Genomic DNA, 10,536 nt, shown 5'->3' on the forward strand with positions numbered 1-10,536 from the left:
GATGAATTCGTCAGCCTCAGTCAGAGCAAGGATCTGGCGCTGGAGATGGCCAGCTGGTCGGTTTCCAGCGTTGCCAATAACCTTGATGTGCTGCAGGCCGGGCTGGCCGATGACGGTGCGTATGCCTTGAAAGATTCACAAGGCCAGCAAGGCGGAGAGTTCATCGAGCAGGCAAACCAGATCAGTCAGGTTTCCAAACTGATGATGCAGGCCATGGACGAAGCGCGGGTGCGCCTGGACAAAAGTCGCAAGACGGGCTCGGGTGACGAAGTCAAAACCGGCAAGATCGAGCAGGCCGATCAGGCTCAGGCCTTGGCTGAAGAACTCAAAGGCGTGATCAAGGATGCGGGCTATCTCACCGTGCTGGGGGAAGTCAGCACGCACATCGTCAACTTCACCGACAAGCTCAACGAATACACGGGATTGCTGGCCAGCGAAGCGCAGGTCTCCAAACAATTGGCTGGCAATGCCCGGCAGGTCGTGGATCAGGTCAATCAAGCCTACGCCGCCGAAGACGACTCCATGCAGGCGCAACTCAAGACCAATTCCATGCAGATCATCGGCTCGTCGATCATCGCCTTGCTGGTCGGGCTGATAGCGTCCTGGTTGATTACCCGGCTGATTGTCGGGCCGTTGCGCAGTGTCATCGCCTTTGCGCAGCGCATTGCCGCCGGCGATTTGAGCGCCAGTGTCGCGGTCAAGCGTCGCGATGAAATTGGTCAGCTGATGCTCGCCATGCAACAGATGGGCGCGGGCCTGAGCGGTATCGTCAGTGGCCTGCAAGCGGGTATCGAACAGTTGGCCAGCTCGGCTCATTCCCTGTCGGCAGTGACTGAACAGACCAATCGGGAAGTCAGCAACCAGCAGCAGGAAACCGAGCAAGTGGCGACCGCCATGAACCAGATGACCGCCACGGTCCACGATGTGGCGCGCAATGCCGAAGAGGCGGCACTGGCCGCGCAGACCGCTGACAACAAGGTCGACAGCGGCCAGAGCGTCGTGCGTCAGAGCCTGCAGCGTATCGAGCAACTGGCGACGTCCGCGACATCGGCGAGCAACAGCATCGAGAGCCTCAGCGCGGAAATCCAGAACATCGGAACCGTGCTCGGCGTGATCAAAAGCGTCGCCGAGCAGACCAACCTGCTGGCCTTGAACGCAGCAATTGAAGCCGCACGGGCGGGTGAGCAAGGTCGAGGCTTCGCGGTTGTTGCTGATGAGGTGCGGGCACTGGCCAAGCGTACTCAACAATCGACAGAGGAAATCGAACGTCTGGTGGGCAGCTTGCAGAATGGAGCACAAGCTTCCGTGGCACAGATTCGCAGCAGCGCAGAACTGGTCAAGCTGGCAGTCAGCGATGTCCTGCAAACCGAAAGCGCGCTGGGCAGCATCGCCTCGGCGGTGTCGATGATCCAGCAGATGAATCAGCAGATCGCTGCCGCTGCCGAAGAGCAGACGTCAGTGGCCGAAGAAATCAACCGCAGCGTCACCAGCATCCGCGCCAGCGCTGATCAGTCGGCCTTGGCGATGCGCGGCAACGCGGCCTCAAGTATCGAGCTGGCGTCGCTGGGCATGGAATTGAAGGGGATGGTCGGACATTTCAAATTGTAGGGTTTGCGTACACGGGAATCTTTGTAGGACCAGATTTATCCGGGAGGGCGGTAGCGCGTATTCACAAGAATTCCTTGTCCACGCTGGCCCTTTCCCGAATGAATCGGTCCTGCAGTCGTTGAGCAAATCAATCATCAACCCCGCCGCCCATTCAGAATCAACAACGTCAAAACCCCGGCCACAATCCCCCAGAACGCCGAGCCGATGGAAAACAGCGTCAGCCCTGAAGCAGTGACCATGAAGGTGATGAGCGCCGCTTCACGTTCCTTGGGTTCGGTCATCGCCACAGTCAGGCCGTTGATGATCGAGCCAAACAGCGCCAGTGCCGCGATGGACAGCACCAGTTCCTTGGGAAACGCCGCAAACAGGGCCGCAAGGGTTGCGCCGAAAATCCCGGCGATGCCGTAGAAAATCCCGCACCAGACTGCTGCGGTATAACGCTTGTCCCGATCTTCATGGGCATGCGGGCCGGTGCAGATTGCCGCGCTGATTGCCGCAAGATTGATCCCGTGGGAACCGAACGGCGCGAGGATCAACGACGCAATGCCGGTGGCGGAAATCAGCGGTGAGGCGGGCACCTGATAACCGTCGGCGCGCAGCACGGCGATACCCGGCATGTTCTGCGAGGTCATGGCCACCACGAACAACGGAATGCCGATGCTGATCGTCGCGGCCAGCGAGAACTCAGGCGTGGTCCAGACGGGCAGGGCGACTTCCAGGGCAAACCCGCTGAAATCCAGCAAGCCGAGCAGACCGGCCAGTGCGACGCCCACCAGCAGCGCACCCAGCACGGCGTAGCGCGGCGAAAGGCGTTTGACGATCAGGTAAGTGAAGAACATGCCCAGCACCAGCGCTGTACGGTGCTGAGCGGCGACGAAAATCTCGCTGCCGATCTTGAACAGGATTCCGGCCAGTAATGCCGCCGCCAAGGATGCTGGCAAGCGTTTGACCAGACGTTCGAAGCTGCCGGTCAGACCGCAGATCATCACCAGCACCGCGCAGGTGATAAACGCGCCGATCGCTTCGGGGTAAGCCACGCCGCCCAGGCTGGTCACCAGCAATGCGGCGCCAGGCGTCGACCAGGCGACAGTGATCGGCGTCCGGTAACGCAGCGACAGGCCGATGCTGCACACCGCCATGCCCATGAACAGCGCCCAGATCCACGAGGAAATTTGCGCGGTGGTCAGGCCTGCTGCCTGACCGGCCTGGAACATCAAGACCAGCGAGCTGGTGCAGCCCGTCATCATGGCGATGAACCCGGCGACAATGGCCGACGCGGAAGAGTCCGCCAGCGGGCGTAACGGGGCTTGTGTGGTGTCGGTCATCGGACATTCCTTGCGCGAATTCAGGTGCCAAGCCTAAACGTTGTCGTTACAAGGCGTTGCGATACAGCCAGCTGCGCAAACGCAAGTACAGTTAGCTAAAACGTAGCAAAAGTGAAGCGTTGTACGGGTGAGTTGAAAACCGCTCATACAGCGCTTATGAAATGGGCTCTTCAGGGTCCGCTACAGGTTTTGCAAGACTTTGCCGGGTCTGTCCCAGCGCCTCATTCACCGCCAGCCAACCGTCCACAGCCTCCTGACCCGCCTCGCGAAAAACCCGTTGCAGAAGTTTGACCTGCTCGCGGCGCAGCGCCTGTTCGAATTTTGTGCCTTCATCGGTCAATGCCAACAAACGCTTGCGTTTGTCGCTGTCTGGCGCCGCGCTTCGCACCAGGTCCATGGCAACCAGCTGACGCAATGGCGCGTTCAGCGCTTGCTTGCTGACCCCCAGCACACTGAGCAACTCCGTCACGCTCAAGCCAGGGTAGCGCGCGATAAAAAATACGATGCGTTGATGCACCCGGCTGCAGCCGCGCCGCTCCAGCATTTCATCCGCCTTGGCAGTGAAAGCCTGATAGCCGAAGAAAAAAGCTTCCATGGCGGCTTGCTGCGTGGCGGGATTTTTAAGGTCAAGCATATTGACGTATCCGCTTGCGATATCGTAATTTCGGTCAACCAGTTTGACTTATTTCCATTAATTTCGGCTACCGGTGATATCCATGGCATTTTCCGAACGCGTTTCCCGCCTGAAAAGCTCCTTGATTCGTGAAATCCTCGCGGCAGCGCAGCGCCCGGAAGTCATGTCGTTTGCCGGTGGTCTGCCGGCCGAAGCCATGCTGCCCCGTGTGGAGTGGGCCGACATGCCGGTGGCATTGGGCCAATACGGCATGAGCGAAGGTGAGCCCGAGTTGCGCGAAGCCCTGGCCGCTGAAGCCCGCGCGATCGGCCTGCCGTGCGAGGCCAGCCAGGTATTGATCGTCAGCGGTTCGCAACAAACCCTGGATCTGGCCGCCAAGCTGTACATCGACAAAGGCACGCAAATCGTTTTGGAGGCGCCGACTTACCTGGCCGCGCTGCAGATATTCCAGCTGTTCGGTGCTGACTGCCTGACGGTGCCGTTGCAATCCGACGGCCCGGATCTGCTTGCGCTGCGCCAGCGCCTGGAGCAGCACAAGCCGGCGTTCGCCTACCTGATTCCGACGTTCCAGAACCCGTCGGCGGTGCGTTACAGCGAGGCCAGTCGCGAGGCGGTCGCGGCGCTGCTGGATGATTTTGGCGTGACGTTGATCGAAGACGAGCCTTATCGTGACCTGACCTTTGACGGTGGCAGCGCACGACCGATTGCCAGTCGCCTGAAAAAAGCCAGCTGGATTTACACCGGCACCGTGTCGAAAACCTTGCTGCCCGGTTTGCGCGTCGGTTATCTGATTGCCAGTCCTGATCTGTTCCCGCATCTGCTGCGCTTGAAGCAGTCCGCTGATCTGCACACCAATCGATTGGGCCAATGGCAGGCGCTGCAATGGATCGGCACCGAGCACTACCGTCAGCATTTGCTGCAATTGCAGGACTTCTATCGTGGCCGTAGAGACGCATTCGACGCTGCGCTGCAAGAGCATTTCGGCGATCTGGCCGACTGGAACAGTCCGCAAGGCGGATTGTTTTTCTGGCTGACGTTGAGGCAACCGTTGGATACTCGTACCTTGCTCAATGCAGCGCTGGCAGAGGATGTTGCGTTTATGCCTGGCGAGCCGTTTTTTGCCGACCCGGATGCCAATCATGGCTATCTGCGTCTGAACTTCAGCCACATCGACCCGACGCGCCTCGGCGAAGGCCTGAAGCGACTGGCGGCGGTCGTGCGAATGGCTCAGCAGCAACAGGCGGCTTAAGGGCAATCAGGACAAGCAGTGAAAGGAGAGCAGTGATGTACAAGGTTTATGGCGATTACAACTCGGGCAACTGTTACAAGATCAAGCTGATGCTCAGCCTGCTGGGCATCGCCTATCAATGGATTCCGGTAGACATCCTCAGCGGCGAGACGCAGACGCCGGCGTTTCTGGAAAAAAATCCCAACGGCAAGATTCCGGTTCTGGAGCTTGAAGACGGCACCTGCCTGTGGGAATCCAATGCGATCCTCAATTTCCTCGCCGACGGCAGCCATTTCCTGCCGGCCGAGCCACGCTTGCGCACTCAGGTCTTGCAATGGCAGTTCTTTGAGCAATACAGCCACGAGCCCTGTATTGCGGTTGCGCGCTTTATTCAGTTCTATCTGGGCATGCCCGAGGAACGGCTCGCTGAATACCGCTCCTTGCAAAAGGCCGGTTATCGCGCCCTGGCGGTGATGGAACAACAGCTCAAACGCACGCCATATCTGGTGGGCGAGATGTTCTCCATCGCCGATATTGCGCTCTACGCCTACACCCATGTCGCCCATCAAGGCGGTTTTGACCTGGCACCTTATCCAGCGATTCAGCACTGGCTGGCGCGGGTCAAGGGACAGCCGGGGTATGTGGGTATGCTGGATTGATGCGTGTTTAATGGGGCAAATATGGAACCGTACTGTCTGCGTAGGAGCGGCTTTAGCCGCGAAGCATGCCCTCCCGGCTGAAGCCGGTCCTGCAGCGAACACGTTTGCCCCGCAGTTCAGTCGGTTGTTAATGAGGAGTTTCACATGCGATTTTCGATGATGGCGGTGCTGGCCTTGATGGCGCTGGGCATTGGCTGTTCGGCACAGGCACAGGCACAGGCACAGATTCAGGACTGCGACGGCACCCAGGGCGAGATGAACGCCTGTGCGGGCAAGCAGTTGGCGGCGCTGGATGCGGATCTGAACAAGCAGTACAAGGCGCAAATGAGCTATTTGAAAGACGCCGGACAGAAGCAGTCGCTCAAGGAGGCGCAGGTCAAATGGATCGCGTTTCGCGACGCCGATTGCCTGTATCAGGTGGGTAAACGCGAGGATTCCGGGTCAATCTGGCCGCTGCTGCAATCCCAGTGTCTGGCCGAGCACACTGAGTTGCGGGTCAAGCAATTGAAGGCTTACGTGGCCTGTCGTCAGGACGGTTGCCCGAACTGACCAAACCGGCGATCAGGCCGCAGCGAAGCGTTGATTCAGGTAGTCGATGATGACCTTGGATTCGTACATCCAGACGGTCTTGCCGCCTTCGTCAATGCGCAGGCAAGGGACTTTGATCTTGCCGCCTTCGGTGAGCAGGGTTTGGCGGTCCAGCTCGTTGTTCTTCGCATCGCGCAGCGCAACGGGTACGTTCAAACGGCGCAAGGTGCGGCGCGTCTTCACGCAGAACGGGCAGGCGTGAAACTGATACAGCGTCAGATCTTGCGCTGCCGCGTGGACCGTCGCCTGAGCCTCTGGCGTGCGCTGCTTCTTGCCGGGGCGGGTCAGGAAGTCACCGAAGATGATCAGCTGGCCCAGGCCAACTCTTAATGCCTTGATAAACATGATGTAAACCTTCTAAAAGACCTAGGCGCAAAGATTGCCCAAGGCCCGAACGCAACGCAGTCGGGCAGGGCGACAATCACTTGATCAGGCTGAGAAACTCGCTGCGGGTCGCCGCGTTTTCACGGAATTCGCCGAGCATCACCGAAGTGATCATCGCCGAATTCTGCTTCTCGACACCGCGCATCATCATGCACATGTGCTTGGCTTCGATGACCACAGCCACACCGAGCGCGCCAGTAACCGTCTGCACGGCTTCGGCGATCTGACGGCTGAGGTTTTCCTGGATCTGCAGGCGACGGGCGTACATGTCGACGATGCGCGCGACCTTGGACAGACCGAGCACCTTCCCGTTGGGGATATACGCAACGTGGGCCTTGCCAATGAACGGCAGCAGATGGTGCTCGCACAACGAATACAATTCGATGTCCTTGACCATCACCATTTCGCTGGCGTCGGAGCTGAACAGCGCGCCGTTGGTGACCTCTTCCAGGGTTTGTTCATAGCCGCGACACAGATATTGCATCGCCTTGGCAGCGCGCTTGGGTGTGTCGAGCAGACCTTCGCGGGAAACGTCTTCGCCCAGTTGGCCAAGGATCGCGGTGTAATTCTGTTCCAGTGTCACAGGGCTGTTTTTCCGTGTGGGTTCAATAAACGCGGGTTTGATGGCCCGCCAAGGCGCACATAGTAACTTACCTGCGGCCGACAAGTCGCGGTCCGGGCCGGGTGGCGCGCCTATGTATCAAGCTTGTGTATCAAACGCGATACCTGACCGGTACCAAGCTGCTACGTACATATGGGTGCCGGCGCTGTCTGACGTACAGGTAACAAATACCTGTCGCATAGAGAGTGCATTAGATGTTTGCTCGAATAGTTAAAGTCGCAATGGTTGTAGCTGTGTTGTCCACGGTTTCCGGATGCTTCCCGTTCTGGGGGCCGGGTGGTCATGGCGGCGGCGGTGGTGGCGGCGGTCATCATGACGGTGGCGGCCAGGGCGGCGGCGGTGGCCAAGGTGGCCCAGGCGGCCGGCCGTAACACCGTTACTTCAGGCGAACGCTTGAATCAGGCTGCGACGGTTTATTCGTCGCGGCCTTCCATCATGGTCCGTTTGAGGATCACGTACACCGCTCCCGCGCCGCCGTGCTTGGCCAGGCACGAACAGAATCCCAGGACTTGCGAATGTTGCCGCAGCCAGGTGTTGACGTGGCTTTTGATCATCGGCCGCTTGCCGTCCAGGCGTACTGCCTTGCCGTGAGTCACGCGTACGCAGCGGATTTCCAGCTTGGTCGCTTCGGCAAGAAATTCCCACAAGGTCTCGCGCGCCACTTCGACGCTCATGCCATGCAGGTCCAGACTGCCCTCGAAGCTGATCTGACCCAGCTTGAGCTTGCGCATCTGACCTTCCTGTACGCCGTCCCTTGACCAGCTCAGTACGTCCTCGGGGCCCACATCAATCACGAACTGATCGGACAGACCGTCGACGGTCACCGAATCGGTGCGCACGGTTGCCGACTGGCGCAGCCTGGCCAGCAGCTTACGATCGGTCTTGGGTTTGCCCACGTCTGCATGTTCATGCTTGATGGGCTTGACGCCGCGCGTCTCGTTTCGGAACAGGGAAAAGTCGTCGTCTTGCATGGTGCCTCCGCGAAGAGGGCTAGTTTAACCAAGTCGCGGGGTGCTCGGGTTGACTAAACGCGTGTCCACAAAAAAACGCTGCAGCGATCAGTCGTGTTTTTTCATCAGGTGCGGGGACATATTCAACCCCTTCGCCCGACGCCGACTCAGGCGGCAGCGCCGCCACAGCCAGATGCCGAGATACAGCACCAGCAAACCGCCAGCCACGATGAACGCCGCGCCGACCGGGCTGGCGTTGAGTTCGCCCAGCACTTGGGGATGGCCAATCAGACTGGACACACCCGCCATGGTCAGCAAAACGCCCAGCGTCGCCAGCAAGGCAGCAATCGCAGAACCAATACGCACGCCCCAGTTCCCTTGCCCTTTGGGGCGCAGGCGACGGGCGTCGAAACCATCGGATATTTTCATTCCGATTTCCTCCAGGTGTATCGGCGCTCTGACCCGGATATGAACCGGTGGTTCCCGCCACAACGGGCTCAGAGGCAAATGCGAGTGATTAATGGATAGGCGGTTATGAGAAGTAGATCACATGTTCGCAGGGGGTGCAGGCATTGCGTCAGGAACCGTCTTGAGATGCTCCGGCGCAGCAGCCGCGCAGGGTGACGATGGATCGATTCCTGATGCTCAAGCGCCTCAGATCAAGTCTTTGGTCAGGGCCAGTGTCGCGAAGTTGTCGTTCATGATGGCCATTTCGGTGCGATGCACGACCCGAGCACTGACGACGCCTTCAGGGCTTGGCAGGTCGCGGGTTGCGCAGGCGTCGTCGACCAGCGTGCAGCGATAGCCGTAATCCTTGGCAGCGCGGACCGTGGTGCTGATGCTCGAATGGCTCATGAAGCCGCACACGATCAGGTCCAGATGCCCAAGGCTCTGCAACAGATCGTCAAGACCGGTGCCATTGAAGGCATTGGGAAGGCGTTTTTCGACGACACGTTCGCCATCCTGGGGCAGCAGCGACGGCAGGAATTCGCCGCGCTCGCCTTGCGGGTCAAACAGGCCACCGACAGTGCCGAGGTGGCGGATATGCACAATCGGGCATTTCGCAGCACGGGCCGCCGCTACCAGCTGGGAGATATTGGCGACGGCTTCGTCGATACCGCTGAGCGCCAGTGGACCACTGACATACTCTTTCTGGGCATCGATGATAATCAGGGTGGCATTACTCAAAGTGGCCGGTGCATAACCACGGCCGCTGAGTTGAAACATGGTCTTTGGATCTGACATCTGGGGCTCCTTCAGGTGGGGCTTTTGCGACATTCTCCTCCGGCTGAGCGGTTCTGGGAATGGCAACGATGACAACTAACGGTTTTGCTGGGCTGTAGCGCTGTTTTCAACTGAGTAATGGCAGTATGCCTTGATTGTTTTGCCGGGATACATAAAGTGCAGCGGATACGATGGCCTCATACGGCTTTATGGCATCGTCTGTTAGAATCCCCCGTCGTTTTCTCAAGGAGTTGTCTGAAGTGATCACATCCCGCTTGCGTACCCTGCGCGACCATATCCGCTGGGCGGTCAGTCGCTTTCACGAAGAAGACCTGTTTTTCGGGCATGGTACCGATAACGCGTGGGATGAAGCCCGGCAACTGGTGCTGGGTGCGGTGCACCTGCCTTGGGAAATTGCTGACAGTTATCTGGATTGCCGCCTTGAAGTGGACGAGATTGCGCTCTTGCAGCGCTTGATCATGCGCCGCGTCGACGAGCGCATCCCGACGCCTTATCTGCTCGGTGAAGCCTGGTTTTGCGGGATGTCGTTCATCGTTGATGATCGCGTGTTGATTCCTCGTTCACCCATTGCCGAGTTGATTGAAAATCGCTTCGCGCCCTGGTTGCCCGACGAGCCGGCGCGGATTCTCGATCTGTGCACCGGCTCCGGTTGCATCGGCATAGCCTGCGCCGACGTGTTCCCGGACGCCGAAGTGGTGCTGGCGGATCTGTCCTACGAAGCGCTGGAGGTGGCTAACAAGAACATCGAGCGCCATGGCGTGGACACTCGCGTGTACACCGTGCAGGGCGATGGTTTCGATGGGTTGCCGGGGCAGCGCTTCGACCTGATCGTTTCCAACCCGCCTTACGTCGATGCCGAAGATTTCGCCGACATGCCTGACGAATACCAGCACGAGCCGGAACTGGCTCTGGCCTGCGGCAGTGATGGCTTGAATCTGGTCCGCCGTATGCTCAGCCAGGCTGCCGATCATTTGACCGACAAGGGTTTGTTGATCGTCGAGGTCGGTAACAGCCAGGTTCATGTACAGGCGCTGTATCCGGAAGTGGACTTCGCGTGGCTGGACTTCCTGCGGGGCGGACATGGCGTGTTCATGCTGACCGCTGCCCAGTGCCGCGACCATCAGGCGTTGTTTGAAACGCGGGTGTGAGCCTAGCGGGTAAGAGGGGACTCGTCCCCGATGGCGCCGGTGCAAGCGCCGAAGATTTTTCTCGATAGGCCCAACGCCTTCCCGGACAAGTCCGGTCCTACCGGAATCAATACAATCCGGTAGGAGGGGACTCGTCCCCGATGGC

The 10,536-nt window shown here is 59.1% G+C and carries 13 protein-coding genes and 1 pseudogene; 7 read left to right on the plus strand and 7 right to left on the minus strand.

Translation table 11 applies throughout. The features are described from left to right. Positions 1–549: 549 nt before the first annotated feature. Both CFII64_RS30590 and CFII64_RS30595 read left to right on the plus strand, forming a co-directional pair. Positions 550–747 (plus strand): annotated as a pseudogene (locus CFII64_RS30590) (HAMP domain-containing protein); the annotation flags it as partial. Beyond that, positions 745–1,608, plus strand: coding sequence for a methyl-accepting chemotaxis protein (locus tag CFII64_RS30595; protein ID WP_371106461.1), 864 nt, complete (start codon positions 745–747; stop codon positions 1,606–1,608). The pseudogene CFII64_RS30590 and the gene CFII64_RS30595, both read left to right, overlap by 3 nt. Positions 1,609–1,742: 134 nt before the next feature. Here the strand turns inward: CFII64_RS30595 and CFII64_RS21105 are convergent, their stop codons facing one another. Together CFII64_RS21105 and CFII64_RS21110 are read right to left on the minus strand one after the other, a co-directional pair. Beyond that, positions 1,743–2,933: a benzoate/H(+) symporter BenE family transporter gene (locus CFII64_RS21105; RefSeq protein ID WP_020292876.1), complete on the minus strand. Its 1,191-nt coding sequence runs from the start codon at positions 2,931–2,933 to the stop codon at positions 1,743–1,745. A gap of 154 nt (positions 2,934–3,087) precedes the next feature. Beyond that, a complete protein-coding gene (locus CFII64_RS21110) occupies positions 3,088–3,567 on the minus strand; it encodes a MarR family transcriptional regulator (protein WP_020292877.1) in 480 nt (159 codons plus the stop codon). An 82-nt stretch (positions 3,568–3,649) separates the two neighbouring features. Between CFII64_RS21110 and CFII64_RS21115 the strand changes: the two genes are divergently transcribed. The 3 genes from CFII64_RS21115 (at position 3,650) to CFII64_RS21125 (ending at position 6,003) form a co-directional block, all read left to right on the plus strand. Further along, on the plus strand, positions 3,650–4,816 hold the full coding sequence (locus CFII64_RS21115; RefSeq protein ID WP_020292878.1) for a PLP-dependent aminotransferase family protein: 1,167 nt from the start codon (positions 3,650–3,652) through the stop codon (positions 4,814–4,816). 35 nt (positions 4,817–4,851) lie between these two features. Beyond that, the gene (locus CFII64_RS21120) at positions 4,852–5,454 is read left to right on the plus strand and encodes a glutathione S-transferase family protein (RefSeq protein ID WP_020292879.1); all 603 of its coding nucleotides are present in this window, start codon (positions 4,852–4,854) and stop codon (positions 5,452–5,454) included. A 144-nt stretch (positions 5,455–5,598) separates the two neighbouring features. After that, a complete protein-coding gene (locus CFII64_RS21125) occupies positions 5,599–6,003 on the plus strand; it encodes a lysozyme inhibitor LprI family protein (protein ID WP_020292880.1) in 405 nt (134 codons plus the stop codon). Between the two features lie 12 nt (positions 6,004–6,015). Here CFII64_RS21125 and CFII64_RS21130 read toward each other — a convergent pair whose 3' ends face one another. Both CFII64_RS21130 and folE read right to left on the minus strand, forming a co-directional pair. Then, a complete protein-coding gene (locus CFII64_RS21130; protein ID WP_020292881.1) occupies positions 6,016–6,387 on the minus strand; it encodes a glutathione S-transferase N-terminal domain-containing protein in 372 nt (123 codons plus the stop codon). Between the two features lie 76 nt (positions 6,388–6,463). Next, positions 6,464–7,009 carry a GTP cyclohydrolase I FolE gene (gene folE / locus CFII64_RS21135; RefSeq protein ID WP_020292882.1) on the minus strand — a complete coding sequence of 182 codons (546 nt, stop codon included), beginning with the start codon at positions 7,007–7,009 and terminating at the stop codon, positions 6,464–6,466. A 233-nt stretch (positions 7,010–7,242) separates the two neighbouring features. Between folE and CFII64_RS29455 the strand changes: the two genes are divergently transcribed. Then, a complete protein-coding gene (locus CFII64_RS29455; RefSeq protein WP_156883242.1) occupies positions 7,243–7,419 on the plus strand; it encodes a hypothetical protein in 177 nt (58 codons plus the stop codon). A gap of 42 nt (positions 7,420–7,461) precedes the next feature. On the opposite strand, the gene CFII64_RS21140 is transcribed toward CFII64_RS29455, so the two are convergent. The 3 genes from CFII64_RS21140 to CFII64_RS21150 all read right to left on the minus strand — a co-directional run bounded on the left by CFII64_RS21140 (position 7,462) and on the right by CFII64_RS21150 (position 9,243). Beyond that, positions 7,462–8,019, minus strand: a complete 558-nt coding sequence (locus tag CFII64_RS21140; RefSeq protein ID WP_020292883.1) for a Smr/MutS family protein — start codon at positions 8,017–8,019, stop codon at positions 7,462–7,464. Between the two features lie 87 nt (positions 8,020–8,106). After that, complete coding sequence (locus tag CFII64_RS21145; protein ID WP_020292884.1) at positions 8,107–8,427, minus strand: hypothetical protein; 321 nt, start codon at positions 8,425–8,427, stop codon at positions 8,107–8,109. A gap of 225 nt (positions 8,428–8,652) precedes the next feature. Further along, positions 8,653–9,243 (minus strand): cysteine hydrolase family protein, encoded by a 591-nt coding sequence (locus tag CFII64_RS21150; RefSeq protein ID WP_020292885.1) that lies wholly within the window; start codon positions 9,241–9,243, stop codon positions 8,653–8,655. Positions 9,244–9,482: 239 nt separating this feature from the next. Here CFII64_RS21150 and prmB point away from each other — a divergent pair, with 239 nt between their 5' ends. Further along, positions 9,483–10,391: a 50S ribosomal protein L3 N(5)-glutamine methyltransferase gene (gene prmB / locus CFII64_RS21155; RefSeq protein ID WP_020292886.1), complete on the plus strand. Its 909-nt coding sequence runs from the start codon at positions 9,483–9,485 to the stop codon at positions 10,389–10,391. Positions 10,392–10,536 lie beyond the last annotated feature (145 nt).

Source organism: Pseudomonas sp. CFII64 (assembly GCF_000416235.1).
GTDB lineage: Bacteria > Pseudomonadota > Gammaproteobacteria > Pseudomonadales > Pseudomonadaceae > Aquipseudomonas.

Bases quoted from the DNA above. Each gene is read 5' to 3' on its own strand.
- CFII64_RS30595 (WP_371106461.1), top strand. From the start codon at position 745: ATGGGCGCGGGCCTGAGCGGTATCGTCAGTGGCCTGCAAGCGGGTATC.
- CFII64_RS21105 (WP_020292876.1), bottom strand. From the start codon at position 2,933: ATGACCGACACCACACAAGCCCCGTTACGCCCGCTGGCGGACTCTTCC.
- CFII64_RS21110 (WP_020292877.1), bottom strand. From the start codon at position 3,567: ATGCTTGACCTTAAAAATCCCGCCACGCAGCAAGCCGCCATGGAAGCT.
- CFII64_RS21115 (WP_020292878.1), top strand. From the start codon at position 3,650: ATGGCATTTTCCGAACGCGTTTCCCGCCTGAAAAGCTCCTTGATTCGT.
- CFII64_RS21120 (WP_020292879.1), top strand. From the start codon at position 4,852: ATGTACAAGGTTTATGGCGATTACAACTCGGGCAACTGTTACAAGATC.
- CFII64_RS21125 (WP_020292880.1), top strand. From the start codon at position 5,599: ATGCGATTTTCGATGATGGCGGTGCTGGCCTTGATGGCGCTGGGCATT.
- CFII64_RS21130 (WP_020292881.1), bottom strand. From the start codon at position 6,387: ATGTTTATCAAGGCATTAAGAGTTGGCCTGGGCCAGCTGATCATCTTC.
- CFII64_RS29455 (WP_156883242.1), top strand. From the start codon at position 7,243: ATGTTTGCTCGAATAGTTAAAGTCGCAATGGTTGTAGCTGTGTTGTCC.
- CFII64_RS21140 (WP_020292883.1), bottom strand. From the start codon at position 8,019: ATGCAAGACGACGACTTTTCCCTGTTCCGAAACGAGACGCGCGGCGTC.
- CFII64_RS21145 (WP_020292884.1), bottom strand. From the start codon at position 8,427: ATGAAAATATCCGATGGTTTCGACGCCCGTCGCCTGCGCCCCAAAGGG.
- CFII64_RS21150 (WP_020292885.1), bottom strand. From the start codon at position 9,243: ATGTCAGATCCAAAGACCATGTTTCAACTCAGCGGCCGTGGTTATGCA.